This is a genomic window from Micromonospora sp. NPDC047521, assembly GCF_055587305.1.
Window position 1 is genome coordinate 447,475 of sequence record NZ_JBVJGN010000003.1, and the last position, 26,322, is coordinate 473,796.

At 73.4% G+C, this 26,322-nt stretch carries 27 protein-coding genes and 1 pseudogene; 12 read left to right on the forward strand and 16 right to left on the reverse strand.

Features of this window, described 5'->3' with window-relative positions:
• Nucleotides 1-64 precede the first annotated feature (64 nt).
• From ACZ6N8_RS09750 to ACZ6N8_RS09760, 3 genes are all read left to right on the forward strand, one after another.
• The gene (locus tag ACZ6N8_RS09750) at nt 65-1,093 is read left to right on the forward strand and encodes a 6-phosphofructokinase (protein WP_139584498.1); all 1,029 of its coding nucleotides are present in this window, start codon (nt 65-67) and stop codon (nt 1,091-1,093) included.
• 73 nt (nt 1,094-1,166) lie between these two features.
• Nucleotides 1,167-1,985, forward strand: coding sequence for a pyrroline-5-carboxylate reductase (proC, locus tag ACZ6N8_RS09755; RefSeq protein WP_139584494.1), 819 nt, complete (start codon nt 1,167-1,169; stop codon nt 1,983-1,985).
• 46 nt (nt 1,986-2,031) lie between these two features.
• The gene (locus ACZ6N8_RS09760; RefSeq protein WP_466009170.1) at nt 2,032-2,382 is read left to right on the forward strand and encodes a DUF2203 family protein; all 351 of its coding nucleotides are present in this window, start codon (nt 2,032-2,034) and stop codon (nt 2,380-2,382) included.
• Nucleotides 2,383-2,390: 8 nt separating this feature from the next.
• Here the strand turns inward: ACZ6N8_RS09760 and ACZ6N8_RS09765 are convergent, their stop codons facing one another.
• The 4 genes and pseudogenes from ACZ6N8_RS09765 to ACZ6N8_RS09780 all read right to left on the reverse strand — a co-directional run.
• Complete coding sequence (locus ACZ6N8_RS09765) at nt 2,391-3,053, reverse strand: class F sortase (protein WP_466008898.1); 663 nt, start codon at nt 3,051-3,053, stop codon at nt 2,391-2,393.
• Nucleotides 3,032-3,949, reverse strand: coding sequence for a DUF4397 domain-containing protein (locus ACZ6N8_RS09770; RefSeq protein ID WP_466008900.1), 918 nt, complete (start codon nt 3,947-3,949; stop codon nt 3,032-3,034). Before ACZ6N8_RS09770 ends, ACZ6N8_RS09765 begins: the two co-directional genes overlap by 22 nt.
• Nucleotides 3,950-4,218: 269 nt before the next feature.
• Nucleotides 4,219-4,461 (reverse strand): hypothetical protein, encoded by a 243-nt coding sequence (locus ACZ6N8_RS09775; RefSeq protein WP_466008901.1) that lies wholly within the window; start codon nt 4,459-4,461, stop codon nt 4,219-4,221.
• A gap of 77 nt (nt 4,462-4,538) precedes the next feature.
• Nucleotides 4,539-4,883, reverse strand: a pseudogene (locus ACZ6N8_RS09780) (class I SAM-dependent methyltransferase); the annotation flags it as partial.
• A 126-nt stretch (nt 4,884-5,009) separates the two neighbouring features.
• On the opposite strand from ACZ6N8_RS09780, the gene ACZ6N8_RS09785 reads away from it, so the two are divergent.
• The gene (locus ACZ6N8_RS09785) at nt 5,010-6,611 is read left to right on the forward strand and encodes a glycosyltransferase 87 family protein (RefSeq protein WP_466008903.1); all 1,602 of its coding nucleotides are present in this window, start codon (nt 5,010-5,012) and stop codon (nt 6,609-6,611) included.
• A gap of 27 nt (nt 6,612-6,638) precedes the next feature.
• Here ACZ6N8_RS09785 and ACZ6N8_RS09790 read toward each other — a convergent pair whose 3' ends face one another.
• Complete coding sequence (locus ACZ6N8_RS09790) at nt 6,639-7,313, reverse strand: NADPH-dependent F420 reductase (protein ID WP_466008905.1); 675 nt, start codon at nt 7,311-7,313, stop codon at nt 6,639-6,641.
• A gap of 97 nt (nt 7,314-7,410) precedes the next feature.
• Here ACZ6N8_RS09790 and ACZ6N8_RS09795 point away from each other — a divergent pair, with 97 nt between their 5' ends.
• Complete coding sequence (locus tag ACZ6N8_RS09795; RefSeq protein WP_466008907.1) at nt 7,411-8,262, forward strand: GNAT family N-acetyltransferase; 852 nt, start codon at nt 7,411-7,413, stop codon at nt 8,260-8,262.
• A 51-nt stretch (nt 8,263-8,313) separates the two neighbouring features.
• Here the strand turns inward: ACZ6N8_RS09795 and ACZ6N8_RS09800 are convergent, their stop codons facing one another.
• Nucleotides 8,314-8,802 carry a glutathione peroxidase gene (locus ACZ6N8_RS09800; protein ID WP_466008909.1) on the reverse strand — a complete coding sequence of 163 codons (489 nt, stop codon included), beginning with the start codon at nt 8,800-8,802 and terminating at the stop codon, nt 8,314-8,316.
• A gap of 166 nt (nt 8,803-8,968) precedes the next feature.
• On the opposite strand from ACZ6N8_RS09800, the gene ACZ6N8_RS09805 reads away from it, so the two are divergent.
• The 4 genes from ACZ6N8_RS09805 (at nt 8,969) to ACZ6N8_RS09820 (ending at nt 13,831) form a co-directional block, all read left to right on the forward strand.
• On the forward strand, nt 8,969-10,594 hold the full coding sequence (locus ACZ6N8_RS09805; protein ID WP_466008911.1) for a glycosyl hydrolase family 18 protein: 1,626 nt from the start codon (nt 8,969-8,971) through the stop codon (nt 10,592-10,594).
• A 179-nt stretch (nt 10,595-10,773) separates the two neighbouring features.
• Nucleotides 10,774-11,322, forward strand: coding sequence for a hypothetical protein (locus tag ACZ6N8_RS09810; RefSeq protein ID WP_466008913.1), 549 nt, complete (start codon nt 10,774-10,776; stop codon nt 11,320-11,322).
• Between the two features lie 81 nt (nt 11,323-11,403).
• Entirely contained in the window at nt 11,404-12,810 is a 1,407-nt protein-coding gene (locus ACZ6N8_RS09815; RefSeq protein WP_364362568.1) for a class II 3-deoxy-7-phosphoheptulonate synthase, read from the forward strand.
• Nucleotides 12,803-13,831, forward strand: a complete 1,029-nt coding sequence (locus ACZ6N8_RS09820; protein WP_466008915.1) for a threonine aldolase family protein — start codon at nt 12,803-12,805, stop codon at nt 13,829-13,831. The genes ACZ6N8_RS09815 and ACZ6N8_RS09820 overlap by 8 nt, the downstream gene beginning before the upstream one ends.
• A 64-nt stretch (nt 13,832-13,895) precedes the next feature.
• Here ACZ6N8_RS09820 and ACZ6N8_RS09825 read toward each other — a convergent pair whose 3' ends face one another.
• Complete coding sequence (locus ACZ6N8_RS09825; protein WP_466008917.1) at nt 13,896-14,777, reverse strand: deoxyribonuclease IV; 882 nt, start codon at nt 14,775-14,777, stop codon at nt 13,896-13,898.
• A complete protein-coding gene (gene pknB / locus ACZ6N8_RS09830; protein ID WP_466008919.1) occupies nt 14,777-16,759 on the reverse strand; it encodes a Stk1 family PASTA domain-containing Ser/Thr kinase in 1,983 nt (660 codons plus the stop codon). Before pknB ends, ACZ6N8_RS09825 begins: the two co-directional genes overlap by 1 nt.
• Nucleotides 16,760-16,947: 188 nt before the next feature.
• Between pknB and ACZ6N8_RS09835 the strand changes: the two genes are divergently transcribed.
• Entirely contained in the window at nt 16,948-17,337 is a 390-nt protein-coding gene (locus ACZ6N8_RS09835; protein WP_139587435.1) for an Rv2175c family DNA-binding protein, read from the forward strand.
• Nucleotides 17,338-17,479: 142 nt separating this feature from the next.
• Here the strand turns inward: ACZ6N8_RS09835 and ACZ6N8_RS09840 are convergent, their stop codons facing one another.
• Nucleotides 17,480-18,562, reverse strand: coding sequence for a polyprenyl synthetase family protein (locus ACZ6N8_RS09840; RefSeq protein WP_466008920.1), 1,083 nt, complete (start codon nt 18,560-18,562; stop codon nt 17,480-17,482).
• Between the two features lie 9 nt (nt 18,563-18,571).
• Complete coding sequence (locus ACZ6N8_RS09845; RefSeq protein WP_466008921.1) at nt 18,572-18,952, reverse strand: helix-turn-helix domain-containing protein; 381 nt, start codon at nt 18,950-18,952, stop codon at nt 18,572-18,574.
• A 249-nt stretch (nt 18,953-19,201) separates the two neighbouring features.
• Here ACZ6N8_RS09845 and metF point away from each other — a divergent pair, with 249 nt between their 5' ends.
• Entirely contained in the window at nt 19,202-20,119 is a 918-nt protein-coding gene (gene metF / locus ACZ6N8_RS09850) for a methylenetetrahydrofolate reductase [NAD(P)H] (protein WP_357989084.1), read from the forward strand.
• A gap of 21 nt (nt 20,120-20,140) precedes the next feature.
• Nucleotides 20,141-20,854: a CDP-alcohol phosphatidyltransferase family protein gene (locus ACZ6N8_RS09855; protein ID WP_357989113.1), complete on the forward strand. Its 714-nt coding sequence runs from the start codon at nt 20,141-20,143 to the stop codon at nt 20,852-20,854.
• A 10-nt stretch (nt 20,855-20,864) separates the two neighbouring features.
• On the opposite strand, the gene ACZ6N8_RS09860 is transcribed toward ACZ6N8_RS09855, so the two are convergent.
• Genes ACZ6N8_RS09860 through ACZ6N8_RS09885 form a run of 6 tightly spaced genes read right to left on the reverse strand, consistent with a single transcriptional unit; the run spans nt 20,865 to nt 26,106 of the window.
• Nucleotides 20,865-22,352, reverse strand: a complete 1,488-nt coding sequence (locus tag ACZ6N8_RS09860; protein WP_466008923.1) for a phytoene desaturase family protein — start codon at nt 22,350-22,352, stop codon at nt 20,865-20,867.
• A gap of 11 nt (nt 22,353-22,363) precedes the next feature.
• Nucleotides 22,364-23,488, reverse strand: a complete 1,125-nt coding sequence (locus ACZ6N8_RS09865; protein WP_466008924.1) for a glycosyltransferase family 2 protein — start codon at nt 23,486-23,488, stop codon at nt 22,364-22,366.
• On the reverse strand, nt 23,485-24,339 hold the full coding sequence (locus ACZ6N8_RS09870) for a carotenoid biosynthesis protein (RefSeq protein WP_466008926.1): 855 nt from the start codon (nt 24,337-24,339) through the stop codon (nt 23,485-23,487). The genes ACZ6N8_RS09865 and ACZ6N8_RS09870 overlap by 4 nt, the downstream gene beginning before the upstream one ends.
• Entirely contained in the window at nt 24,336-24,887 is a 552-nt protein-coding gene (locus tag ACZ6N8_RS09875; RefSeq protein WP_364362579.1) for a GNAT family N-acetyltransferase, read from the reverse strand. Before ACZ6N8_RS09875 ends, ACZ6N8_RS09870 begins: the two co-directional genes overlap by 4 nt.
• Nucleotides 24,884-25,621 carry a monooxygenase gene (locus ACZ6N8_RS09880; RefSeq protein ID WP_466008927.1) on the reverse strand — a complete coding sequence of 246 codons (738 nt, stop codon included), beginning with the start codon at nt 25,619-25,621 and terminating at the stop codon, nt 24,884-24,886. Before ACZ6N8_RS09880 ends, ACZ6N8_RS09875 begins: the two co-directional genes overlap by 4 nt.
• Entirely contained in the window at nt 25,618-26,106 is a 489-nt protein-coding gene (locus tag ACZ6N8_RS09885) for a YbaK/EbsC family protein (RefSeq protein ID WP_466008928.1), read from the reverse strand. The genes ACZ6N8_RS09880 and ACZ6N8_RS09885 overlap by 4 nt, the downstream gene beginning before the upstream one ends.
• Between the last annotated feature and the right edge of the window lie 216 nt (nt 26,107-26,322).

The following is a 26,322-nucleotide window of genomic DNA, read 5'->3' on the forward strand; positions in this document are numbered from 1 at the left end:
GACCTGACACATATCCTGGGGCAAATCGGGCTTTACCCTGATGCTCCAGGAGGATGAGCGGATCATGCGTATCGGCGTGCTCACCGGCGGCGGCGACTGCCCGGGTCTCAATGCGGTCATCCGGGCGGTGGTCCGCAAGGGCGTCGCCACCTACGGTCACGAGTTCGTGGGCTTCCGGGACGGTTGGAAGGGCCCGCTCGAGGGTCTCTCCCGTCCGCTGGACATCGCGGACGTCCGGGGCATCCTGCCCCGAGGCGGCACCATCCTCGGCTCGTCCCGCACCAACCCGTTCAAGATCGAGAACGGCGTCGAGCGGATCAAGGACAACCTCGCCGAACAGGGCGTGGACGCGCTCATCGCGATCGGCGGCGAGGACACCCTCGGCGTCGCCACCAAGCTCTACGAGCTGGGCGTGCACGTGGTCGGCGTGCCGAAGACGATCGACAACGACCTGGGCGCCACCGACTACACCTTCGGCTTCGACACCGCTGTCAACATCGCGATGGAGGCCATCGACCGGCTGCACACCACCGCCGAGAGCCACCACCGCACCCTCGTCGTCGAGGTGATGGGCCGGCACGCCGGCTGGATCGCCCTGCACGCCGGCCTGGCCGGTGGCGCCAACGTCATCCTGCTGCCGGAGCGGCAGTTCGACGTCGACCAGGTGGCCGGCTACGTCGAGAAGCGCTTCCAGCACCAGTACGCCCCGATCGTCGTGGTCGCCGAGGGCGCCCAGCCGCTGGACGGCCAGATGGTGCTCGCCAACCAGGAGCTCGACTCGTTCGGCCACGTCCGCCTCGGCGGCATCGGCCAGTGGCTGGCCGAGCAGCTGGAGGCCAAGACCGGCAAGGAGGCCCGCACCGTGGTGCTGGGTCACATCCAGCGCGGCGGCACCCCTACCGCGTTCGACCGGGTGCTCGCCACCCGCCTGGGCCTGCAGGCCATCGACGCGGTCAACGACGGCGACTGGGGCAAGATGGTCGCGATGCAGAGCACCGACATCGTCCGGGTGCCCCTCGCCGAGGCCACCCGCGAGCTGAAGACCGTGCCGCTGGAGCGGTACGCCGAGGCCGAGGTCTTCTTCGGCAGCTGATCGACCGGTAGGGCGGCGCGGCGGGCCTGCGGGTCCGCCGCGCCGCGATCCGACGCGAGGGGGTACGGCCCAGATGTCACCCGGTGTGCACACGGTCGCGGTGATCGGCGCGGGCAAGATCGGCGAGTTGATGCTCTCCGGGCTGCTGCGCTCGGGATGGCCCGTGGACCGGCTGCTGGCCACCGCCCGTCGCCCGGCGCGGGCCGAGGAGCTGACCGCCCGCTACGGCGTACGGGTGGTCGACAACCTGACCGCCGTCGACGAGGCGGCGGTGCTCGCCGTGTCGGTGAAGCCGCAGGACGCCGCCGCGCTGCTCGACGAGATCGGCCCCAAGGTGCCTGCCGACAAGCTCGTCATCTCGCTCTGCGCCGGGCTTCCCACCAGCTTCTTCAACCGCCGGCTGCCCGAGGGCACCCCGGTGGTCCGGGTCATGACCAACACTCCGGCGCTCGTCGACGAGGCGATGACCGCGATCTCCGCCGGCGCGTACGCCACCGGGGCGCATCTGGCGTTGGCCGAGGAGATGTTCAAGCCTCTCGGGCAGACCATCCGGGTGCCCGAATCGCAGCAGGACGCGGTCACCGCGCTCTCCGGGTCCGGCCCGGCCTACTTCTACCTGCTCGTCGAAGCCATGATCGACGCGGGGATCCTGCTCGGGCTGCCCCGGCAGGTGGCGCACGAGTTGATCGTGCAGACCGCCATCGGCTCCGCGGTGATGCTCCGTGACTCCGGTGAGCACCCGGTCAAGTTGCGCGAGGCGGTCACCTCGCCGGCCGGCACCACCATCTCCGCGATCCGCGAGTTGGAGAAGCACGGCGTCCGGGCGGCGCTGCTCGCCGCACTGGAGGCCGCCCGGGACCGCGCCCGCGAGCTGGCCGCCCAGTCCGACTGACGGTTGCGGGCACGTCGCGGAGCCGGGCGTGGCGCATACTGGCGCGGTGTTCACACTCGCCCAGGCCCGGCACCTGGTGGCCACCCTGCAACCACGCGTCGACGAGTTGATCCGGGTCCGGGCCGACCTGGCCGAGCTGCGCGCCGACCTGGCCGACCACGGGGTGAGCGCACTCGGCGGGCTGGCCGAGGTCAAGGGACTGGAAGCACGCCTGCACGCCGTCGTCGACGAGCTGCACCAGCACGACATCCAGGTCAAGGGCATCGCGCCGGTGCTGCTCGACTTTCCCGGTGAGCGGGCCGGCCGTTCGGTGCTGTGGTGCTGGCTGGAGGGCGACTCCGACGTGCGCTGGTACCACCGGGCCGAGTGCGGCTTCGCCGGCCGCCGCCCGGTCTGACCTGCCGGTCACCTCTCGGCCACCGCGAAGACCACCACGTTGTCGGTGTAGTGCCCGCGTCGCCTGTCGAAGTCGCCCCCGCAGGTGACCAGGCGCAGCTCCGCGCCGGGCGTCGGCCCGTAGACCGCCGCCGTGGGGAAGCGGTCCTTGCCGGTCCGCAGTGACCCGGTCACCTGGAACGACAACCACTGCCCGCCGCGCCACACCTGCACCCGGTCACCGGGCCGCAGCTCGCCGAGCCGGGCGAACACCGCCGGGCCGCGCCGCGAGTCCAGATGCCCGGCGAGCACGGCCGGACCGGTGTCGCCGGGGGCCGGCCCGCCGCCGTACCAGCCGGCGGTGGCGAAGTCGTCAGGCGGGGCCAGCGCGCCCGCGCGGTCCAGGCCCAGCACGGTGAGCGGGGAGTCGACGCCGATGCGCGGCACGCGTACCCGGGTGGGTGGACCCTGCGGCGCGGACGCGGTGGCCACCGACGGGCAGTCGTCGACGCAGCCGGGGCGCCAGCTCGCCCCCGGCGGCGGCGGACCGGTGCCGGCCAGCCCGACGCCGGTGCCGGCGGCCAGGCAGACGGCCGCGCCGGCCGCGACGAGCGCGGCCAGCGGCACCCGCCGGTCGCGGTGCCGCCGGATCGACAGGCCCGGCCCGACGCTCACCAGGTGGTGCGCCGCCACCGGCGCCAGAACAGCAGCGCCGCCGCGACGGCCGCCGCGGTCAATCCGCCGGCCACCAGGGGGTACGCGTCGAGCCCGTTCCTGGAGGTGCCACCGGCCCCGGTGTCCACCCCGCCCGCCGGGACGACAGTTCCGCCCTCGGCGTCGCGGCGCAGCTCGGCGGTGAGCCCGCCCTGCTTGGAGTCGAGCACCAGCAACGAGTAGACCGCGCCACCGGTGAGCCGCACCTCGGCGTCGGTGCTCGGCCCGCCCGCGCCGGTCAGCTTCAACCGCCAGCTGCCCGGCTCGACCTGCTGGTAGTCGGTGGTCGTGGCGAACTGCACCCCGTTGGCGATCATCGGACCGTCGGCGGCCGCCACGTCCAGCACCGGCGTGCGCACCGAGGCCTGCACGACACGGACCTTGGCGCGGCCGTCGGTGGGTGCGCTGAGGTCGTCGGTGAGCACCCGCAGACCGAGGTCGGCGTGTCGGCCGACACCCGCCACCGTGTAGGCGTCGCCGCTGCTCACCGCCACCTCTGTGGTGAGCACCGGAGGGTCGGTGGCGGGCGCGCCGGCCTCGCGCATCGCCACGGCGTAGCGGCCGGGAGGCAGCGACAGGTAGTCCGAGACGACGCCGTAGCCCACCCCGGGGAAGACCTGTGGTTTCGGGGCGTCAGGCGCGGACAGGTAGACGTCGACGGCGGGCGTGTCGGGGGAGAGGTGGGCGAGCCGGACGTAGCCGACGGTGTCCGCCCCGGCGGCGCTGACCGGCGTGTGCGCGCCAGCGCCGACGGGCACGGACGTGCCGGCGGCGCTGACCGGCACCGGCGTGCCGGCGGCGGCGAGGGCGGTGCCGAGCAGGAGCGCGCCAGCGCCGGCCAGCAGCCGGCGGGGCGCGGTACGAAGCGTGTGCATGTCGCCTCCGGGGGCACGTTCGGTGAGCGGGCGGCAACACCCAGGGATCAGAGTCCCGTGAGCAGGACTTCAGCGCAAGTTGCCGCGGCAAGTTTTCTCCCGCGCCGCCCCCCGCCTCGCGCCCCGCCGCCCGCCGCCCGGCCGCCTCGCGCCCCGCCGCCCGCCGCCCGCCGCAAGATCGTGCTCGATCCTGGAAGTAGTGGTCTCGGTGTCGTGGGGATGCCACTACCTCAAGGATCGAGCACGATCTTGTAGGCGGACTGGTGCCGCTACCGCACCGCGAGGAAGCCGAACAGGTCCGGTACGCCGCCCGGTCCGGCCTCGACGACCCGGGCCAACCGGAGGCCAGCGGACATGGTCGCGTTGAGCAGGTCGGCGAGCGGTACGTGCCAGGCGCCGACGCGTACCCGAACGCCGCTTGTGTTCCAGCTGTCGAAGCTGCGGGCCCGATCCGCGTACCGTTCGTCGACGACGATCCTCGGGTGCCGACCCCAGTCGGCGAACGCGCCCACGAAGCAGGGTGCACACCAACGTGGACGAACCGTCCGCCGGGGCGTAGCACCCGCGCGGCCTCGCGCAGCACGGCCGGGTAGTCGGGCAGGTCGGTGCTGGACAGCACGCACATCGCCGCCGACGTCGACGCGTCGGCGATTGGCAGCATGGCGGCGTCACCCCGGACGACCGGAAGCCGTCCACGGGCATGCCGCAGTTGCCCGCCGGACAGGTCCAGCCCGACGAGTGTCCAGCCCAGACTCTGCGGCACCGACGTGTGGGCGCCGGTGCCGCAGCAGATGTCCAGGCAGGTGCCTTCGCCCGCGCCGAGCAGATCTCCGACGGTCGCGTGCACCCGCCGCAGGTATTCGCCGCCTCCGGCGATGTACCCCTCGTACCAGTCCGCGTGGGCGTCGTACGCCGGTGTGCTCGTCACTCCCATCCGCCGATGCTACGGACGGACGTCCGGCGGGCGGTCACCGATTGTTCCGAGGGCAGAAACGCCGGACGGCCGAACCCACGGGCGGAAGGGACGCCGAAGGCATTCCTGTTCGCCTATTCTCGGTCGATGCGGGATCGCCGGGTGGCACTGGCGTGGGCGGCCTTCGTCGTCGTCGCGCTGGTGTCCTGTCTGCTCGTCCTGGACCGTCCGGATCGTCTCTCCGACCTGCACATCTACTACGGCGCGCTGTCCGACCTGCACGCCGGCAGGCCGCTGTACGGGTATGTGGCGCAGAACGGGGGGCCGTTCACCTATCCGCCGTTCGCCGCCCTCGTGCTGGGGCCGATGACCGCCGTCAGCGAGGGCGTGGTGCAGGGGTTCTGGCTGGTGGCGACGTGCGCCGCGGTTGTCGCCATCGCCGCGTCGGTAGGTGTCGCGCTGAGCACCCGGCCGTCCCGGCGGCCGCTGGTCGTGGCGGTGGCGGCCACGGTGCTGATGCTCTCCGCGCCGGTGCAGAGCAACCTGCGGTTCGGTCAGGTGAGCATCTTCATCGTGCTGATGGCCCTGCTGGACGGGATGGGCGTCCTGCCGCCCCGGCTGCGCGGGACCCTCGTCGGGGTGGCCGCGGCCATCAAGCTCACCCCCCTGCTGTTCGTGGTCTACTTCCTCGCCGTCGGCCGTTACCGCGACGCCGCCCGGGCCGCCGGGACGTTCGCGGCCTGCGCCGCGCTCGCCGCGATCGTGCTGCCCGGCGAGAGCTGGACGTACTGGACCGAGGCCGTCCGGCAGACCTCCCGAATCGGCAACCTGGCCTCGCTCGGCAACCAGTCCCTGCACGGGATGCTGCTGCGGGTCGGCGTCGAGGAGTCCACACTGCCCCTGCTCTGGGCCGGCCTGGTCGCGGTGATCTGCGCGGCGGCGCTGCTGCGGGCCCGGCAGTTGACCCGGCAGGGCCGCCCCGGGCACGCCGCGGTGCTCGTCGGCTGCGCCACGGTGGCCGCGTCGCCGGTGTCCTGGACCCACCACCAGGTGTGGCCGGTGCTCGCCGCGATGCTGCTGATCGGTGCGTCAGGTGTCGCCCAACGGGCCGCCGGCGCGGCGCTGCTCGCCGCCATGGTCGTCTCACTGGGCGCGTTGCTCAGCCCGGTCTCGACGCGGCCGGGCGTGCAGTTCCTGTTCGAGAACGCCCGCGCCGTCGGCGTGTGCCTGCTGTGCCTGGTCGGCTTCGGCGGTGTCGCCGTCGCCGCCCGGCGGACGAGCAGACGACCGGCCGCCGGGCGGGCGTGGCTGCGGGTGGGCGTCACGGCGACCGTGGCTGTCGCGTTCTTCGCCGTGCAGCCGCTGCCGGCCGGCGCCGACCCGACCTTCAAGGCGTACACCCTCGACGACGTGGCCAACCCCAGGTACTTCTTCGTCTGCCGGGGGGCTGCCGAGTGCGCCGCGTACGGCACCGACGCGCCTGTCACCTTCGGCACCCGTGCGGAGAAGACCAAGGTCCGGGTCAACGGCGTGGTCTCACCGCAGGTGACCCGCCTGGAGTACTACTCCGCCCCGGGCGGGGCGCCCCGGACCATTCCACTGCTCGCCGCCTACCCGGGGACGCGGACCTTCTCGTTCCGCTCGGCGACGATGGCCCAGGGGCGGCTCGTGGCGTACGCCTCGGACGGCCAGCCGATCGCCAGCTACGACGACGAACTCGCCGCCGCCCTCCGTACGGCCACCAGGTAGGCGGTCGCCGGAGGGCGCGGCGGTGGATCAGCGGGTGGCGGCGGCCAGGGCGGCGCGCAGCTTCTCGGCGTCGCCCGGTGCCGGGTGCTCCCAGTCGGTGGGGCTGGCGGCGTAGAGGAGGCCGTACGCCGGGGTGTCGGGCTGGTAGCGCCATCCCTCGGCGAGCGGGCCGACGTCGACCGCGTCGTAGCCGATCCGGTCCAGGAAGGCTGTCACCTCGGCCTTCGCGGCGGCGTCGTCACCGGCGATGGCGAGGGCGCTGCGGTCGGCGGCGCCGGACGGCCGGGCAAGCGTGGCCAGGCCCTTGAAGTAGATGTTGTTGAAGACCTTCACCACCCGCGAGTCGGGCAGGTGCCGCTGGAGCAGTTCACTGCTGGTGGTCTCGCCGGAGTCCAGCTCGGGGAGGTTCCCGTCGCGCTGCGGGTAGTAGTTGTTGGTGTCGATGACGACCTTGCCGGCCAGTGGCTCGACGGGCACCGCGCGGTACGCCTTCAGTGGCACGCTGACCACCACGAGGTCACCGACCCGGGCGGCGTCCTGGGCGGTGCCGGCACTGGCCTGCTTGCCCAGCTCGTCGACGAGGCCCTGGAGGGTTTCCGGCCCCCGCGAGTTGCTCAGCACCACGTCGTAGCCGGCGTCCACCGCCAGCCGGGCCACGGTGCCGCCGATGTTGCCGCTGCCGATCAATCCCACTGTTGTCATGCTCGTTCCCAACTCCGTCCACCCGCGACGCATTCCCGACCGGGCTGGTGGGTTATCCGGTTGCCGCACCGCCGTCCGGCTGCGCACACTGCCGGGCATGCGCTGTCTCGTCGAGGATCTCGCGGCCTTCGCCGGTACGGCGGGCGCCTGGTTGCGCCGCGAGCCCGTCCTGCACAACGTACTGCTCACGCTCGTCGCCGACCGGCTCTCCGGGGACGTGCCACTCTCCGGTGACGAGCGGTTCGTGCGGGTGGTCGACGGCGGGGTGACTGTGGGCGCGGCGGTGTGGACGCCGCCGCGCGGGCCGCTGCTCGGCGCGGTGCCGGTGGCCGCCGCGCGGGCGCTCGCCGAGCACTTCGTGCGGGCGGCGCCGCCACTGGTCGAGGTGCATGGCCCGGTCCCGGCCGTGGTGGAGTTCGCCAGGTGGTACGCCGATCGCGCCGGCCTGCTGGCCGTACCCGGAACCGCGCAGCGGATCTTCCACCTGGACGCGGTCCGGCCGCCGGCCGGCGTACCCGGACACGCCCGGCCGGCGACCGTCGCGGACCGCGAGCTGCTGGTGGCCTGGGCCGAGGCGTTCGGTGCGGAGACCACGCCCGGCCAGCGGCGCGTCGACCTGCCGCGACAGGTGGACGCCCGGCTGCCGCACGGGGACCTGCTCTGGCTCTGGGAGGTCGCGGGCACACCTGTCGCGATGGCGTGGCTGAGCCGACAGGTTGCAGGCGTGGTGAGGGTCAGCGGCGTCTACACACCACCGGAGCGGCGGGGGCGCGGCTTCGCCAGCGGCTGCGTCGCCCACGTCAGCCGGTACGCCCTGAGCGCCGGCGCGACGACCTGCACCCTCCACACCGACCTGGCCAACCCGACGAGCAACCACATCTACCAGGCTCTCGGCTACCTCCCCGTGGCCGACGCGGCCCAGTGGCGCTTCCACACCACAGCGCGGTGACCAAGAGGTCCGCGTCACCGCGCGGGGCCCGAACCTCTTGGTCGCCGGCGCTCAGGCGGGGAGGACCTTCTCGATGGCGGCGCGCAGGTCGTCGGAGTCGGGGGTGACCGTGGGGGCGAAGCGGGCGGCGACCGTCCCGTCCGGGGCCACCAGGAACTTCTCGAAGTTCCACCGCACGTCCCCGGTGTGCCCGTCGACATCAGGGGTGTCGACCAGCGCGCTGTAGAGCGGGTGCCGCTCGGGGCCGTTGACGTCGACCTTCTCGGTCAGCGGGAAGGTCACGCCGTAGTTGACCTGGCAGAAGTCGCTGATCTCGGCGGCGCTGCCCGGCTCCTGACCGGCGAACTGGTTGCACGGCACGCCGAGCACCACGAGACCGCGCGCGGCGTACGTGTCGGCGAGCGCCTGGAGGCCCGCGTACTGGGGGGTGAGGCCGCAGCGGGAGGCGACGTTGACGACCAGGAGCGCCTTGCCGCGGTAGCGGTCCAGGTCCGCGGGGCCGCCGTTGAGGGCGTCGATCGGGATGTCGAAGACGGTCATGGTTCGAGGCTACGCGTCGGGCGGCGGGGGCCCGGGACGGGACGCGGGGGAGGACTCCACGCATCAGGGAAATCGACACATGCGCATCTTGACGAAGTGATGACGCTGTGAGTACCGTCTCACCAATCTCTTTTGGAAAGTTTCCTAACAGTTCGGGAGACGCCTCATGAAAAGATCGCTCCGCCGGGCCCTCTGGGCCGGTGCCGTGGTCGCCGTGACCGTCGCAGCGGTGCCGATGACCACCGCGTTCGGCGCCGGCACGGTCACCACCACGTTCACCAAGGCGCAGGACTGGGGGACCGGTCACGAGACGAAGGTGACCATCACCAACGGCTCCGGCGCCACCGTCAGCACCTGGCGCATCGAATTCGACCTGCCGTCGGGGACCACCATCAGCAGCGCCTGGGACGCCGACGTCACGAGCAGCGGAAACCACTACGTCGCGGTCAAGAAGAGCTGGGCCGGCGGCCTGGCCCCCGGCGCCTCGTTCAGTTGGGGCTACAACGGCACCGGCGCGTACAAGACGCCGCTGAACTGCACGGTGAACGGCGCCGCGTGCGGCGGCGGGACCACCCCGCCGACCACGACGCCGCCGACCACCACCCCGCCCACCACGACGCCACCCACCACCCCGCCGCCCACGACGCCACCGCCGACCACCCCACCGCCGAACACGGGTGGCAAGAAGGTCGTCGGCTACTTCGCCGAGTGGGGCGTCTACGCCCGCAACTACCACGTCAAGAACATCCAGACCAGCGGCTCGGCCGCCAAGCTGACCCACATCCTGTACGCCTTCGGCAACACCACAGGTGGCCGCTGCTCGATCGGTGACAGCTACGCCGACTACGAGAAGGCGTACACGGCGGCGGACAGCGTCGACGGTGTCGCCGACACGTGGGACCAGCCGCTGCGGGGCAGCTTCAACCAGCTGCGCAAGCTCAAGCAGATGAACCCGCACCTGAAGGTGATCTGGTCGTTCGGTGGCTGGACCTGGTCCGGCGGCTTCACCCAGGCCGCGCAGAACCCGGCCGCCTTCGCCGAGAGCTGCTACAACCTGGTCGAGGACCCGCGCTGGGCGGACGTCTTCGACGGCATCGACGTCGACTGGGAGTACCCGAACGCGTGCGGCCTGAGCTGTGACGCCAGCGGCCCGAACGCCTTCAAGAACGTGATCGGCGCGCTGCGGTCGAAGTTCGGCTCGAACGCCCTGGTCACCGCCGCCATCACGGCGGACGGCAGCAACGGCGGCAAGATCGACGCGACCGACTACGCAGGCGCCATCGGCAACCTCAACTGGCTCATGCCGATGACGTACGACTACTTCGGCGCGTTCAACGCCCAGGGCCCCACCGCCCCGCACTCCCCGCTGACCTCGTACACCGGCATCCCGCAGCAGGGCTTCAACTCCGACGCGGCGATCCAGAAGCTCAAGAGCAAGGGCATCCCGGCCAACAAGCTGCTGCTCGGCATCGGCTTCTACGGACGGGGCTGGACCGGTGTCACCCAGGCGGCACCTGGCGGCAGCGCCACCGGCGCGGCACCCGGCACGTACGAGGCGGGCATCGAGGACTACAAGGTCCTCAAGAACACCTGCCCGACCACCGGCACGATCGCCGGCACCGCGTACGCCAAGTGCGGCAGCAACTGGTGGAGCTACGACACCCCGTCGACCATCAACGGCAAGATGACGTACGCGAACAACCAGGGCCTCGGTGGCGCGTTCTTCTGGGAACTCTCCGGTGACACCAGCAACGGGGAGCTCATCGGCGCCATCAAGGGCGGTCTCGGCTGAGCCGAGGGCGACGCAGTACCCACACGGCGGGGAGGGGCCGCACCGTCCCTCCCCGCCCGTGACGCACCGGCCCGGTCGACGCCCCGCGTCGGCCGGGCCGACGGCGTTGGGCGGGACTGCCGGGATGTGGCAGACTCGCGGCTCGGCACGTCTCGATGGCACGGTCGACGGAGGTGGTCATGCGCCCGACCCACCGCAGGCTGGCGGCGACCGCCGCCGGGCTTGTGCTGCTACCGGTCTCCCTGGTCGGCTGCGGCATCGGCGGCGGTGACGAGCAGGAGGCGGCCAAGCCCGAGCGGGCACCCGCCGAGGAGGCCGCCACCCGCTCCCGTGAACGGGTGCAGGCGTACCTCGACGCGATGACCGCCAAGGACGTCGCTGCCGGCCGCAGCCAGCTCTGCGCGCTGTTCCAGGAGGGTTTCGACCTGAGCGCCACCGGCCCGAACGGCGACTTCGCCGACCACTTCGAGGTGCCCGGGGCGACGATCGACGCCGTCGAACCAGGCCCGCGCGGGCAGGAGGTCAGCGTCTCGGTCTCGGTGGCCGCCGGCAAGCGCACGATCACCCGGCCGTTGGTGTTCACAGTCACCCGCGACGGCGGTGACTGGTGCATCGCCGGCGAGGCACCCGGCGACGCCTCCGCACCCGCTGGCGCCCCGCCGCCGGCTGGCGCCCCGGCACCCGGTGACGGGGCACCGGGCGGCGCACCGTCGCCGCCCGCGTCCTGACCCACCGGATCGATCTCCCACCTGCCGGAACCATCCCCCTCGCCGACCAGGCACGCCGACCGTCGCCGTACGCTTTCTCTCATGCGCCATGAGTGGCATCAGCTGAGCCATCCCGCGGTGGGTAGCCCGGGCCTGCAGACCAGCCGACCGACAGTCGACTCCGCCGAGGACGCCGCCCTCGGCCTGGACCGATGGCGGGAGCTGCCCCGCGAGCAGACCCCGCCGTGGTCCGATCCGGCGACCGTCGCCGAGGTGTGCAAGGTGCTCGACACCGTGCCGTCGGTCGTCGCGCCCTACGAGGTGGACCAGCTGCGGCAGAAGCTGGCCCTGGTCTGCGAGGGCAAGGCGTTCCTGCTCCAGGGCGGTGACTGCGCCGAGACGTTCGTCGACAACACCGAGAGCCACCTGCTGGCCAACGCCCGCACCCTGCTCCAGATGGCGATCGTGCTCACCTACGGCGCGTCGCTGCCGGTGGTCAAGGTCGCCCGGGTGGCCGGCCAGTACACCAAGCCCCGTTCGCTGCCCACCGACGCGCGCGGCCTGCCCGCCTACCGCGGCGACATGATCAATTCGCTGGAGGCCGACCCGGCCGCCCGGGTCGCCGACCCGCAGCGCATGATCCGGGCGTACGCCAACTCGGCGGCGGCCATGAACATGCTCCGGGCTTACCTCGCCGGAGGGCTCGCCGACCTGCACGCCGTGCACGACTGGAACAAGGGGTTCGTGAAGAACTCCCCGGCGGGGGAGCGCTACGAGGCGATCGCCCGGGAGATCGACCGCGCGTTGGCCTTCATCCGGGCCTGCGGGATGACCGACGACGAGGCGTTGCGGACCGTCACGCTCTACTGCTCCCACGAGGCCCTCGCCCTGGAGTACGACCGGGCGCTGACCCGGGTCTCCGACCGCCGGGCGTACGGGCTCTCCGGGCACTTCCTCTGGGTCGGCGAGCGCACCCGGCAGATCACCGGCGCGCACATCGACTTCATCTCCCGCATCGCCAACCCGATAGGCGTGAAGCTCGGCCCCACCACGTCCCCGGACGAGGCGATCGAGCTGTGCGAGAAGCTCAACCCGGACAACGTCCCCGGCCGGCTCACCCTGATCAGCCGGATGGGCAACCACCGCGTACGCGACGCCCTGCCGCCGATCGTGGCCAAGGTCACCGCCGCCGGCGCGAAGGTCGTCTGGCAGTGCGACCCGATGCACGGCAACACCCACGAGTCGTCGAACGGGTACAAGACCCGGCACTTCGACCGGATCGTCGACGAGGTGCTTGGCTACTTCGAGGTGCACCGGGGCCTGGACACCCACCCCGGTGGCCTGCACGTCGAGTTGACCGGCGAGGACGTCACCGAGTGCCTCGGTGGCGCCCAGGGCATCGAGGACCTCGACCTGCCCGACCGGTACGAAACCGCCTGCGACCCGCGACTGAACACCCAGCAGTCGCTGGAGCTGGCCTTCCTGGTAGCGGAGATGTTGCGTGGCTGATCTTGTTGACCTGCGGTCCGACACGGTGACCCGGCCCACCGCCGGGATGCGGGAGGCGATGGCCACCGCCGAGGTCGGCGACGACGTCTACGGCGAGGACCCGACAGTCAACGCCCTCGAAGCCGAGGTCGCCGCGCTGTTCGGCCACGAGGCGGCGTTGTTCGCCCCGAGCGGGTCGATGGCCAACCAGATCGCCCTGCAACTGCTGGTGCCGCCCGGTGACGAGCTGCTCTGCGACGCCGACGCGCACGTGGTGACGTACGAGATCGGCGCCGCAGCCGCGTACGGCGGGATCTCCTCGCGGACCTGGCCGGCGGTCGGCGCGGACATCGACCCGGAGACGGTCGCCCGGATGATCCGTCCGGACGGCTACTTCGCCGTCCCCACCCGGGCCATCGCCGTCGAGCAGACCCACAACCGGGGTGGCGGTGGGGTGATCCCCCTCGCCACGCTGCGGGACCTGCGCGCCGTCGCCGACGAAACGCGGGTCGCGCTGCACTGCGACGGCGCCCGGATCTGGCACGCGCACGTCGCGGACGGGGTTCCCCTGATCGAGTACGGCCAGCTCTTCGACACCGTGTCGGTCTGCCTGTCCAAGGGGCTCGGCGCGCCCGTCGGGTCGCTCGTGGTCGGCAGCGCCGAGAAGATCGGCCGGGCCCGGACGATCCGCAAGCGGATGGGCGGCGGTATGCGTCAGGCAGGTGTTCTCGCCGCCGCCGGCAGGTACGCGCTCGCGCACCACATCGACCGGCTGGCCGACGACCACGCCCGGGCGGCCCGGCTCGCCGAGGTGATCGCGCCGTTCGGGGTGCTCGCCACCCCGGCCCGCACCAACCTCGTCGCACTGGATCTGACGAAGCACGCACTTGACGCGCGTGCCCTGGCCGCCGCCGCGCGGGCCGAGGGCATCCTGATCTCGGTGCTCGGCCCCCGTACCGCACGCCTGGTCACCCACCTGGGCGTCGACGACGCGGACATCGACCGCGCGGTCGAAGCCCTACCGCGGATCCTGTCCGCCTGACCGGAACCTGGTGATCAAGAGGTTCGCGTCGGACTCCGGCTTCCGGATGACGCGAACCTCTTGATCAGCCCGGCGGTGACGGGCGCAGGCGGATCAGCGTTTCGATGTCGGCGGCGTGGCCCTCGTGCTTGTCGCCGCTGGGGGTCTCCACGACGATCGGGACGCCCGCGGTGGCCGGGTGGGCCATCAGCTCGGCGAAGGCCGGCTCGCCGATGGTGCCCTTGCCGATGTTCTCGTGCCGGTCCCGGGTGGAGCCGCACAGGTCCTTCGAGTCGTTGGCGTGCACCAGCCGCAGCCGGTCCGCGCCCACTGTCGCCACAAGCGTGTCCAGGGTGGCCGTCATGCCGCCCTCGGCAGCCAGGTCGTGCCCGGCCGCCCATGCGTGGCAGGTGTCGAAGCAGACCCCGAGCATGGGGTGCCGGTCCACCGCGTCCAGGTACGGTCCGAGTTGCTCCACCCGGGAGGCGAGCGACCGACCGCCGCCCGCGCTCGGCTCGACAAGCAGCATCGGCCCACCGGTCTCGGCGGCCCAATCGAGCAGCGGCAGCAGCTCCCGGCGGACCTGCCGCATCGCCTCCTCGGCGTGCCCCTCGTCCACCGAACTGCCCGCGTGGAACACCACCGCCCGGGCGCCGATCGCCACGCCCCGGCGCAGCGCGTGCGCCAGCGTCTGCGCCGACTTCTCCACAGTGGCCGGGGTGGGTGAGCCCAGGTTGACAAGCAGCGACGCGTGGATGTACGCGGGGATGCCCCGCTCGACGCAGCCCTGCCGGAACAGCGCGTCCTGTGCCGGGTCACCGGCGGGCAGCGCCCAGCCCCGCGAGTTGGAGACGTAGACCTGCACCACCTGCGCGCCCGTCACGTCGGCGTACGGCAGGGCTGCCTTCGCCAGCCCGCCGGAGGTGGAGGTGTGCGCGCCCACCGGACGCGAGTGGACCGTCGGCATCAGAAGCACGTGATGACGACAGGGGTGCCCGGTGGCACCTGCGAATTCTCACCGGGGGCCTGGATCCGGACCACCGCGTTCGGGTTGAGCGCGATGGTCACCGGGTAGCCCTGGCTCTCCAGCACCTGCTTGGCCTGCTGGCAGGGCAGGTCGATCACCCGGGGCACGACCGCCAGCGGTGGACCCTTGCTGACCTCCAGCTTGACCTGGGTGCCCTTCTCCACGCCGGCGCCGTCGGCCGGGCTCTGCCCCAGGATCTCGTCCTTGGGCTTGTCGGAGTCCTTGTACGTCTCCACCGCCACCAGGCCGAGCCCGGTCAGGGCGGTGCGGGCCTCGGTGAGGCTCTTGCCGACCAGGTTCGGCACCGACACCGGGGCGCGACCCTTGCTCAGGATGAGCGTGATCTTCGTGCCCGGCTTGACCTCGGCGCCCACCTTCGGGTTGCTGTCCAGGACGACGCCGGCCGGGAGTGTGTCGTCGTAGCGGGTGGCGCCCTTGGCCACCACCAGCTTCGCGTTGACCAGATCGGCCTCGGCCAGCTCGTACTCCTTGCCGATCACGTCGGGCACGGGGAAGCGCTCCGGGCCCAGCGAGAGGGTCAGGGTGATCGTGCCACCTTTGACGATCTTGGCGGAGGATCCCGGGCTCTGCCCCAGCACGCTGTCCTTCGGGACCTTCTCGTCGAAACGCGGCTCGCCGTACGCCAGGGTGAGCCCGGCCCGGTCGGCCTGCGCCTGCGCCTCGGCCTTGGTCAGGCTGACCAGCTGCGGGGCGGACGTGTACCGCCCGACGCCGAACCACCAACCACCAAGTGCGACCACCAGGCCCAACGCCACCACCACTGCCGCGACGGCCCGCCGGCCACGCGGGTCGCCCATCACGCTGGTCCGCAGCTCGGCCAGCCGGGCCCACAGCCCCTCCGCCGGCTCCGGCGCGGCCCGCCTCCGGCCCGGCCCCTGACCGCCCTCCGGCAGCCTGGCCCAGGCCGGGCGCTCGGCCGGCCGGACCGTGGCGACCATCATTGTCGGCTGGGAGACCGGCGGCTCGTCGGTGACCCGGCTCAACACAGTGGTGCGGCTGTTGGCGTCACCCAGGTTGTCCCGCGCCACCTGCACGTCGGCCAGCAGCGCGCCGGCGTCGGCCGGCCGGGCGGCCGGGTCGCGTCGGGTGGCCCGCCGCACCAGGTCGTCGAGGACCGACGGCAGGCCCGGCACCAGCGTCGAGGGCGCCGGCACGTCACGGTCGACGTGCTGCCAGGCCACATCCACCGGGCGGTCGCCGTCGTAGGGCACCCGACCGGTGAGCATCTCGAACAGCACGATCCCGGCCGAGTAGACGTCGGTGCGCGGATCGGCGCGGCCCTCGGTGACCAGCTCCGGGGCGACGTACGCCACGGTGGCCATCAGCTGGTTGCCCTGCTCGTCGTCGGCGCTCGCCTCGACGGCCCGGGCCAACCCGAAGTCGGCAACCTTGACGACGCTGTCGACCAGATTGGCGACGCCGCCGGTGGGCGCCTCGGCGACCAGCACGTTCTCCGGCTTGACGTCGCGGTGCACCAGGCCGGCCCGATGCGCGGCGGCGATCGCGGCGAGCATCTGCTCGGCGATCGCCAACGCCTCGTCCGGGTTGAGGCGGCGTCGCTCGGCCAGCACGTCGCGCAGCGTACGACCGCGCACGTACTCCATCACCAGGTACGGCAGGCCGGCGTGGGTGCCCTGGTCGTAGACCGCCACCACGTTCGGGTGGGTCAGCCGGGCGATGGTCTTCGCCTCGTCGGTGAACCGGGCCACGAAGTTGGCGATCCGGGCCCGAGCCTCGGGCGCCTGGGTCGGATGAATGATCTTGACTGCGACGGTGCGCTCGAGGCGTTCGTCGGTGGCGGTGTACACGGTCGCCATGCCGCCACGGGCCACGCGACCGCGAATGCGGTAGCGCCCGTCGATAAGCGAGCCCAGCAACGTGTCGGCGACCTGTGTGTCCATCGGCAGGGAGTCTATGTGTCCAGGGGGTGAAGGTTGAACAGGATGCTACAGCCGGCGGCCGACACGGTCCGTCCCGCCGCACTCGCGGGCCCTCGTCCGCTGGTCAGCGGCGTACGCGGGACGAAGGTCCACCAGGTCGTCCGGGGTGCCGGTGGCTCGACGCGGCGGCGGCGTGACAGGGTGTCCGGGTGACCGAACCCGTACCCGACCAGGCCGTGCCCGGCCCCGAGCTCGCCGGACCCGCCGACCCGGCCGGCTGGCTCACCCTGCCCGACGTCGCCGAGCGCCTCGACGTGTCGATCAGCAAGGTGCACCAGATGATCCGCGACCGGGAGCTGTTGGCGGTCCGCCGCGACGGCGTCCGCCGGATCCCGGCCGACCTGGTGGCCAACGAGACCGTACTCAAGCACCTGCCCGGCGTGCTCAACCTGCTCTCCGACAACGGCTACGACGACGAGGCCGCGCTGCGCTGGCTCTACGAGCCCGACGACACGCTCCCCGGCAACACCCCGGCGGCGGCCCTGTCCGGGGACCAGGCGCGCGAGGTCAAGCGCCGAGCCCAGGCCCTCGGCTTCTAACCCCCACCACCCGCCCCCACCCGCGCCCCGGGGCCTCCGGCCCCCGCGCTCTCCGTTGATCATGAAGTTGGCGGCGCGCCCACGCCGAGGCGAGTGCCGCTAACTTCATGGTCAACCCAGCGAGCGGGGGGTGAGGGCTGGGTCAGTCGGCTCGGCGGGTCGCCGCTATCGCCAGGTCCACCAGGGCCTGGCGGGCCTCGGTGTCGAGGTCCACGGCGCTCAGGGCCGCCAGCGCGGTGTCGGTCAGCGTGACGATCCGCTGCTCGGTACGGGCCAGAGCGCCACTCGCGGTGATCAGCTCGCGCAGCCGGGCCACCCCCCGCTCGTCCAGCTCGGGGTCGCCGAGCCGGCTGAGCAGCAGCTCCCGCCCGGCGTCGTCGGTGGTCTCCACGGCCGCCGCCACCAGATAGGTGCGCTTGCCCTCGCGCAGGTCGTCACCGGCCGGCTTGCCGGTCAGGGCCGGGTCACCGAAGACCCCCAGCACGTCGTCGCGGAGCTGGAACGCCTCGCCCAGCGGCAGCCCGTACGCCGAGTAGGCGGCGCACACCTCCGGCGGCGCGTCGGCCAGCGCGGCACCCAGCAGCAACGGCCGCTCGACCGTGTACTTCGCCGACTTGTACCTGGCGACCTTGCTGGCCCGCTCCACCGACGTGTCCCCGGTGGCCTGGGTCAACACGTCGAGGTACTGCCCGACGGTGACCTCCGTGCGCATCTCGTCGAAGACCGGCCGGGCCCGGGCCGCCGCCCGCAGGTCCAGCCCGGCGGAGTGCAGCAGCTCGTCGGACCAGACCAGGCACAGGTCGCCGAGCAGGATCGCGGCGGCGTCGCCGAACCCGTCCGGGTCACCACCCCAGCCGGCCGTCCGGTGCTGCTCGGCGAACCGACGATGCACCGCCGGATCACCGCGGCGGGTGTCGGAGCGGTCCATCAGGTCGTCGTGGATCAGGGCGCTGGCCTGCACGAACTCCAGCGAGGCGAGGGCGGTGAGCACCTGGTCGCCGTCCACCCCGCCGGCGCCCCGGAAACCCCAGTAGGCGAAGGCCGGACGCAGCCGCTTGCCTCCGCCGAGCACGAACGCCTCGATCGCCTCCGCCACCTCGACCAGGGCGTCGTCCACCTGGATCAGCCGGGTCCGCTGGCCGGCCAGGAACTCGGTGAGCGCCTTGTCGACACGCTGTCGCAGGCCAGCGCGGTCGACGGGAGAAACGGGAGCAGCGTGGGTCACGCCACGACGCTAGCCGGTCGCCGACGTTCGCGCTCCACCGCCACGCGTACTCCCGCCAGGGCGGCCGGGGCCCGTCCGCCCGGCCGGCCCGGCAGCCCGCCGCCCCGGACCACCGGCGCCCGACGGGGTGGCCCGCCGGGTGGCGGCCGCGGCCGCGGCGAGCACCACCAGGGGTACGTCGAGCACGACGGCCAGCCAGCCGAGCCAGAAGCCGCCGGGCACCCGCCGCTGTCTCTCCCACCTCGACACCTCGTGCCGGCTCAACGTCGGCACCCCAGCGGCGGCGCACAACTCGGCGGCGGTGCGCCGCTGGCTCCAGCCCAGAGCCAGCCGACGGCGGGCCAGCAGCGGCCCGAGCTGCGCGGGGCGCGGTGGTGGGTGCGGGGTCATCGGTCCTCCCGGCGGTGCGTCGGCGCGGTGACGACCACCCGCCCGACCGGACGGAACCGGACCGCCACCACGCGGCTGCCGACCCCCCCGCGCGAGCCCGGTCGGCCCCCGTCGACCCGTACGCGCCACCCATTCCTACCCCGGGGGTACGACTCCTTCGCGCCCGCCGGACCGGCCCGCGCGGCGGTGCCACGCCCCCGCTGTGGGAAGCGCCTGGGTCGCGGTGGCGTCGCCCGCTAGAGTCGGTTCGTGGCGCTCGGTCTTCCCTCGGTACTCCCCAATCCCCAACCGGCGATCGGGGAGCTCATCCGTGACCGCCAGCCGACCTTCTCGTTCGAGTTCTTCCCGCCCAAGACCGAGGCGGGGGAGCGGCTGCTGTGGCAGGCCATCCGCGAGCTGGAGTCGCTGCGCCCGTCGTTCGTGTCGATCACCTACGGAGCAGGCGGCTCGACCCGGGACACCACCGTGGCCGTCACCGAACGGATCGCCACCGACACCACCCTGCTGCCGATGGCCCACCTCACCGCCGTCAACCACTCCGTCGCCGAGCTGCGGCACGTCATCGGCCGGCTCGCCGGGGTGGGGGTACGCAACGTGCTGGCGGTGCGCGGCGACCCCCCGGGCAACCCGGGCGGTGAGTGGGTCCGCCATCCCGAGGGCGTGGACTACGCCGAGGACCTGGTCCGCCTGGTCCGCGACTCCGGCGACTTCAGCGTGGGCGTCGCGGCCTTCCCGTACAAGCACCCCCGCTCGCCCGACGTGGCAAGCGACACCGCGCACTTCGTCCGTAAGTGCCGGGCCGGCGCCGAGTTCGCGATCACGCAGATGTTCTTCGACGCCGACGACTACCTGCGCCTGCGCGACCGGGTGGCCGCCGCCGGCTGTGCCACGCCGATCCTGGCCGGGGTGATGCCGGTGACCCAGATCGGCACCATCGAGCGGTCCGTGCAGCTGTCCGGGGCACCCTTCCCGCAGGCGCTGGCGGCCCGCTTCGAGCGCGTCGCCGACGACCCGGAGGCGGTCCGTCAGCTCGGCATCGAGCAGGCCAGCGAGATGAGCCGCCGACTGCTGGACGAGGGCGTACCGGGGATCCACTTCATCACCCTGAACCGGTCCACCGCCACGCGCGAGGTCTGGCAGAACCTGAAGGTCGGCGCGCGGGTGTGAACTGTGGTCCCGCGACACCTCATGCCCGGCACGGCGGTTGATCCCCAGGTGGGCACACAGCTGAACTGGGATCAGTACGCCACGGCGTGGGCGCGGCTGCACGGCGGGTTCGACCCCCGTGCCGCCGCGCCTGTGGTACGCGCGTGGCTGCGGTTCGCGTACCACGTCGGGTACGTGCTGGGCCGGCTGCGGGTGGGCCCCACCGCGGTCACCGTGGCCGGGGTGCTGCTCTGCTTCTGCGTACCGCTGCTGGCGACCCGGCCGGCCGACGGGCCGTTCCTCGGCGCGTTGTTCGTCCTGCTCGCCGCCGTGGCCGACAGCGTGGACGGTGCGGTGGCCGTCGCCACCGGCCGCACCACACGCCTCGGCTACGTCTACGACTCGCTCGCCGACCGGCTCGGTGAGGTGGCGTGGCTGTTGGCGTTCTGGCTGGTCGGCGCCCCGGGCGCGCTGGTCGTGGCGGGCGGCGCGCTGTCCTGGCTGCACGAGTACGTGCGGGCCCGCGCGGTCTCGGCCGGCATGCGCGAGATCGGTGCGGTGACAGTGGGCGAGCGCCCCACCCGGGTGTCGGTGGCGCTTGTCGGGTTGCTGGTCGCCGGGCTGGCCGGGCTCATCGAGCCGGACCTGGCCGCCGGCACCATCACCATGGCGACCGCGGTGTGGGTGCTGCTGGCCGGCTTCGGCCTGGGGCAGCTGCTGTCCACCGTCCGCCGCGCGCTGCTCGACGCCGGCTGAGCGGCCGGCCCTACCAGGCGGGGCCGATCTCGTCGGCGACGATCTGCGCGGAGAGGGTCACCATCGGCAGCCCGCCGCCGGGGTGGCTGGAGCCGCCCACCAGCCACAGCCCGTGCGCCGGGCCCCGGTTGGCCGGGCGGAGCAGCCCGCCGGCGGTGCCGTAGATCGAGCCGCCCGGGGCGCCGGTCGCCGCGTCCAGGTCGGCCGGCGTACGGACCTCGCGGAACAGCAACCGGTCCCGGACGTCGACGCCGCGCTCGGCCAGCACCTCCAGGATCCGGTCGGCGTACGCGTCGGCAAGCCCGGGGCGGCGCCAGTCGACCGCGCCCGCGGCGGTGCCCTGCCGTGCGGCGTTCACCAGCACGAACCACGCCTCGTGCCCGGCCGGACGGGCCGTCGGGTCGTCGGCCACTGTGACGAACACCGTCGGGTCGACGGCCGGTCGGGCCCGTACGCCCCGCCCCGGGGCGCCGAAGACGGCGTCGAACTCGGCGTCGTAGTCGTGTGGGAAGAAGACGTTGTGGTGGGCCAGCCCGGTGCTGCCGGAGACGCCGAGCAGCAGCACGAAGCCGGCGAGGCTGCGGTCGGTCAGCGCGGCCAGCCGGCGCGGATGCGGCAGCAGGTCGCGGTAGACGGTGATCGCGTCCACATTGGCCACCACCACGTCGGCGGGCACCGGCGCGGTGACGCCGGCGAGGCGTACCCCGTGCACCCGGCCGCCTGTCGCGTCGATCCCTGTCACCCGGATGCCGGTCCGCACGACCACGCCGAGGTCCAGGCAGCGGGTCAGCAGCGCGTCGGCGAGGGTGCCCAGCCCACCCCGCAGGTACCAGCCGCCGAAGGCCAGCTCCGCGTAGGGGACGGCGACCAGCGCCGCCGGCGCCCGACGCGGGTCGGCGCCGGTGTAGGTGGCGTACCGGTCCAGCAGCATCCGCAGCCGGGGGTCGGACAGGTGCCGGCGGCCCAGCCCGCGCAGGGTGCGGCCCGGGGCGATGGCGGCCAGGTCACCGATCCGCCAGGCCAGCGACGCGAGGTCCCGGGGCGAGTCGACGGTACGGCGCAGGATGTCCCGCTCGGAGGCGTTCCACACCCGCGCGGCCCGGCGCCACAGCCGCTGCCAGTCGGCGGCTGCCCGGTCACCGAAGGCGGCCCCGATCCGGGCGGCGAACTCCACCGGGTCGGCGCACGAGTCGAGCGCCGGGCCGCCGCCGGGGAAGACGTGCCTGACGATCGGGTCCAGCGGGACCAGGTCCAGGTACTCGTCGAGCTTCGCCCCGGTCGCCTCGAACAGGTCGTGGAAGACCTCGGGCAGGGTGAGCAGGCTCGGCCCGGTGTCGAAGTGGAACGACCCGGCCGGGGTGTCGTGCGCGTACCTGCCGAGTTTGCCCCCGACCGTGTCGGCGGCCTCGAAGACCGTCACCTGGTGCCCGGTGGCGGCCAGCCGGGCGGCGGTGGCGAGGCCACCCACCCCGGCGCCGACGACCACGATCCGCGCCATGCCGCGCCCTCCTAGCTGACCGGGCGGCCCCGCCAGGTCAGGCGGCGCCGCTTCCGCAGATGGTACGACCGCAGGGTCAACCAACCGAGGACCACGACCGACACGGGGTGTGCGAGCGCGTCGGGCCACCACCGGCCCCCGGTCGCCCGCGCGGTCAGCACCCGCCCGACCACCCCGAGCAGGTATGCGATGAGCGCAACCATTGACACCCGGGGAGCTGTCGAGGCGAACCCCACCGCGACGAGCGGCGGGGCGGTGTAGAGCAGCAGCAGCGCCGCGACCACTGCCGCCGCCGCGCCCGGGTGCCCGAACGACGCCCACAGCGACTTCGAGTACCCGTCGCGCAGCTGCGGCCAGTCGTCGTACATCCGGCAGGTGGCCAGCCGGGAGCCGTCGGCCAGGGCGATCCGCCCGCCGGCCCGCTTGACCGCCCGGGCCAGCTCGACGTCCTCCAGGATCTTGTCGGCGACCGCGGCGTGCCCGCCGGCGGCGGTGTAGCCGGCCCGGTCCACCACCAGGAACTGCCCGCCCGCCGCGGCCAGCGACGGCCGCGGCGAGCGCTCCATCGCGCGCAGCGGCAGGAACGTCAGCCAGAGCCACTGCAACAGCGGCTGGACCAGCCGGTCGGCCGCCGTCGCCACCACGATCCGGGGGTACGGCGACAGCAGGGTCGCGCGGGCGGCGCGCAGCTCGGTGACGGCGGCCGCCACGGCGTGCGGGGCGAGCACCACGTCGGCGTCGACGAAGACCAGCGCGGTGGCGTCCGGGTCGGCCCGGGTGGCCAGCTGCCAGCAGGCGTGTGGTTTGCCCAGCCAGCCCGGCGGCGGGGCGACCCCGCTGAGCAGCGTCACCCGGGGGTCGTCGCCGACCACCTCGCGGACCACGTCGGCGGTGCCGTCGGTGGACCCGTCGTCGAGGACCAGTACGCGCAGCCCGGGTACGCCGCGCTGGGCGAGCAGGGCACGCAGGCAGGGGGTGACCCGGGCGGCCTCGTCGCGAAGCGGCAGCAGCACGGCCACCGGCTCGTCGACCTCGTCCGGCCGGTCGGTGGGCCGGCGCAGCCAGCGGGCGGCGTTGAGCCAGGTGTGCCCGGTCAACGCGGCGACGGCGAGCAGCAGGGCGAGCAGGGCGGTCATCGGGTGGCGTCGACGCCGGTACGGCGCGGCTCGTGTGCCTCCCGGTCCGCGTCGCGGCTCCGGCGGTCGCGCAGCAGGGTGACCACCAGCGGCACGGCGGTCACCGACATGCCGGCGGCGCCCCACAGCGCCGAGGCGGGCAGGTCGAGGAAGACCGCGTGGGCCAGGATGCTGGAGAAGTACGTCCACAGGTACAGCGCGACCATCGGGTGGTCCCGCCGGTCGGTGTGCTCCACGGCCGGGCCGGCCAGCGGGCGCAGCGCGCTCATCATCAGCACCGCGAAGAGCAGCCAGCCCAGGTAGTTGCTGACCGGGATGCCGGGCAGGCCGGGCAGCGCCGGGACGGCGTCCCGCCACACCCAGTAACCCTCGGCCACCATCTGCGGGTCGAGGAAGAGATCCCAGGCGGCCAGCCCCACAGTGGCCAGCGCGATCCGCCCCGCCCATCGGCCGGCCGTCGAACCGCCGCCGCCGGCCGTCGAACCGCCGCCGGTCAGCCGGACCGCCGCCAGCCAGGCCGGCCAGGCCATCCAGGTCCAGGCCAGCGGGATGATCAGCGGCACCCCGGCCAGTTTGGGGCCCAGCTCACCTGAGTAGTCGTAGCTGCCGAACGGCACACCGGTGGCCACCCCGATCGCCTCGATCGCGAACCCGCCACCGGTGGCCACCGCGACAAGCGCCGCCGCGACCCGGGGACCCCGGCTGAGCAGGGCGTGGCCCACCGAGAGCAGCCAGCCGATCACCACCGTGGCCACGGTCAGCCCGGCCCTGGTGGCGCCTGTGGTCAGCGGGTAGCAGATCTGGGCGAGCACCAGGACGGCGAGCAGCGCCCAGGAGATCCGTCGGGTCATGCCGCGGGGGGCTCGAGCGGCAGGTCCCGACCGAGTACGCCGAACGGCCGCTCGTCGCCGGGGAAGTGGAAGTCGCGCAGCACGTCGACGAAGCCGAACCGCCGGTACAGCCGCCAGGCCCGGGAGGTCTGCTCCACGGCCTCCGGGGTGGACAGCAGCGTCGTGTCGCCCTCGGCCATGCCGAGCAGCGCCCGCAGCTGGCCGGCGCCCAGGCCGTGCCCCTGCGCCGGTGGCCTGACGTGCAGCTCGACCACCTCGAAGCAGTGGGTGAGCCACCGCTTGCGGGCCGGCGCGTCCAACGCCCGGTGCACCTGGTCGTGCCACCACTGACCGGCGGCGCCCAGGTAGCCGTAGCCGAAGCCGGCCAGGTGACCCTCGCTGGTCAGGCTCGCCACGGCCCGGAACCCGGGGCGGCGGACGTGGGTGGCGATGTAGCCGCGCCGGGCTTCCAGCAGGTCGGTGCGGTATCCCATCGCCTCGCCGTAGACGGCCACCACGTCGTCCAGCCGCCGGACCAGATCGTCCGGCGTCCAGCGCACCAACCTCATGCCCGTCCACCCTTCACCGTTCCCGGACCGCCGTCGGCGACCCACCCGAGCACCGTCCGGTCGCCGACCACCTCGCGCACCTCGAACCGGGCGAACAGTTCCTCGGCGTACCAGCCCGCGGTGGGGGTACGCATGATCGCCGCCCGGTGCTCCGGGTGACGGTACGCGAACGCCACCAGGTCCGTCGGGTCGCGCCACACGCTCACCGTGCCCTGCCATCCCAGCGGCGCCTCGCCGACGCCGAACCGGGCCAGCAGTCCGGGTGCCTCCCGCAGGGCCGCCGCCACCGGTGGGACCGCCCGCCAGAAGGTGGCCGCACGGCGGGCCCGCAGGCGCGCCCGGGTCAGCGCCAGCACCGGCCCGGTGACCCGTCCGCCCGGTGGGTCGCCGAACGGCCGCTGCCCGGACCACTCGCCCCGGCTGCTCAGCGGTCGCAGGTCGACCCGGACGGCGGCGTGGGCGATGCGTGCCCAGGAGCGTCCGACAGGTGAGTCGTCGAAGCCGGCCGCCGCGGCGGGGGAGTCCCAGACGGTGAGCGCCGCCCAGCGGGTGAGGTCGGCGTCACCCGGCCCGAAGCTGGTGCCGGTCCCGGTGCCCAGCAGCTTGCCGAACCGGACGCCCGGCAGGGCGCGCAGGCGGCGCGGGTCCACCGCCATCCGGGTCAGCGCCCGGGGCAGCGCGCCGCGGGGCACCCGCCACACGTGCAGGGTGACCAGCTCCGGAGTGGTGCTCACGCCACCTCGGCCGGGGTGCCGGAGGTGACCCGCAGCAGTTCGGTGTAGGTGGTCGGGAAGACCGCCTGCGGTACGCCGCCGGCGGCCCAGATCTCCGGGTACGCCGCCAGGGCCGTGTCCACCAGGGTGCGCAGTGCTCGCGGGTGCCCGAGCGGGGCGACCCCGCCGATCGGCTGCCCGGTGTGCGTCCGGACGAACTCCGGGGTGGCCCGGCGCAGCCGGGTGACCCCTATCGACGCGGCCAGGCCGGCGGTGTCCACCCGGTGCGCGCCGGAGGTGAGCACGAGCAGGGGCACGTCGTCCGCGTCGAAGATCAGCGAGTTGGCGATCTGGCCGACCTCGACGCCGAGCGCCTCGGCGGCGGCCGCCGCGGTGTGCACCGCGTCCGGCAGCAGGCGGACGGTGCTGGGCTCGCCGACGCCGTTGCGCGTGCCGGCGGCGGTGAGCGCGTCCTGCACCGCCCGTACGTTCGGGTGTGGCTGCATGGGGACATTCTTCCCGGTCCGTCCGGTGCCCGTTCACCCCGGTGCGTCCGGACGGCGAGCCGCGGCGCGTCACACGTTGCATTTTCGTCGGAGGGGAGGTGTACTGTCAGCAGCAGTTAGAACGAGTGTTCGATTGCCTCGAACGCCCGTTCCAACCAGCCGGAGCGAGGTGTTTCGCGGCGCCAGCTCCGGGCGGTGCGGCTCCGCGGGCCGCAC

Coding starts and splice junctions, on each gene's coding strand:
- ACZ6N8_RS09750 (WP_139584498.1), top strand. CDS start 65: ATGCGTATCGGCGTGCTCACCGGCGGCGGCGACTGCCCGGGTCTCAAT.
- proC (WP_139584494.1), top strand. CDS start 1,167: ATGTCACCCGGTGTGCACACGGTCGCGGTGATCGGCGCGGGCAAGATC.
- ACZ6N8_RS09770 (WP_466008900.1), bottom strand. CDS start 3,949: ATGCACACGCTTCGTACCGCGCCCCGCCGGCTGCTGGCCGGCGCTGGC.
- ACZ6N8_RS09785 (WP_466008903.1), top strand. CDS start 5,010: ATGCGGGATCGCCGGGTGGCACTGGCGTGGGCGGCCTTCGTCGTCGTC.
- ACZ6N8_RS09790 (WP_466008905.1), bottom strand. CDS start 7,313: ATGACAACAGTGGGATTGATCGGCAGCGGCAACATCGGCGGCACCGTG.
- ACZ6N8_RS09795 (WP_466008907.1), top strand. CDS start 7,411: ATGCGCTGTCTCGTCGAGGATCTCGCGGCCTTCGCCGGTACGGCGGGC.
- ACZ6N8_RS09800 (WP_466008909.1), bottom strand. CDS start 8,802: ATGACCGTCTTCGACATCCCGATCGACGCCCTCAACGGCGGCCCCGCG.
- ACZ6N8_RS09805 (WP_466008911.1), top strand. CDS start 8,969: ATGAAAAGATCGCTCCGCCGGGCCCTCTGGGCCGGTGCCGTGGTCGCC.
- ACZ6N8_RS09810 (WP_466008913.1), top strand. CDS start 10,774: ATGCGCCCGACCCACCGCAGGCTGGCGGCGACCGCCGCCGGGCTTGTG.
- ACZ6N8_RS09815 (WP_364362568.1), top strand. CDS start 11,404: ATGCGCCATGAGTGGCATCAGCTGAGCCATCCCGCGGTGGGTAGCCCG.
- ACZ6N8_RS09825 (WP_466008917.1), bottom strand. CDS start 14,777: ATGCCGACGGTCCACTCGCGTCCGGTGGGCGCGCACACCTCCACCTCC.
- pknB (WP_466008919.1), bottom strand. CDS start 16,759: ATGGACACACAGGTCGCCGACACGTTGCTGGGCTCGCTTATCGACGGG.
- ACZ6N8_RS09845 (WP_466008921.1), bottom strand. CDS start 18,952: ATGACCCCGCACCCACCACCGCGCCCCGCGCAGCTCGGGCCGCTGCTG.
- ACZ6N8_RS09855 (WP_357989113.1), top strand. CDS start 20,141: ATGCCCGGCACGGCGGTTGATCCCCAGGTGGGCACACAGCTGAACTGG.
- ACZ6N8_RS09860 (WP_466008923.1), bottom strand. CDS start 22,352: ATGGCGCGGATCGTGGTCGTCGGCGCCGGGGTGGGTGGCCTCGCCACC.
- ACZ6N8_RS09865 (WP_466008924.1), bottom strand. CDS start 23,488: ATGACCGCCCTGCTCGCCCTGCTGCTCGCCGTCGCCGCGTTGACCGGG.
- ACZ6N8_RS09870 (WP_466008926.1), bottom strand. CDS start 24,339: ATGACCCGACGGATCTCCTGGGCGCTGCTCGCCGTCCTGGTGCTCGCC.
- ACZ6N8_RS09875 (WP_364362579.1), bottom strand. CDS start 24,887: ATGAGGTTGGTGCGCTGGACGCCGGACGATCTGGTCCGGCGGCTGGAC.
- ACZ6N8_RS09885 (WP_466008928.1), bottom strand. CDS start 26,106: ATGCAGCCACACCCGAACGTACGGGCGGTGCAGGACGCGCTCACCGCC.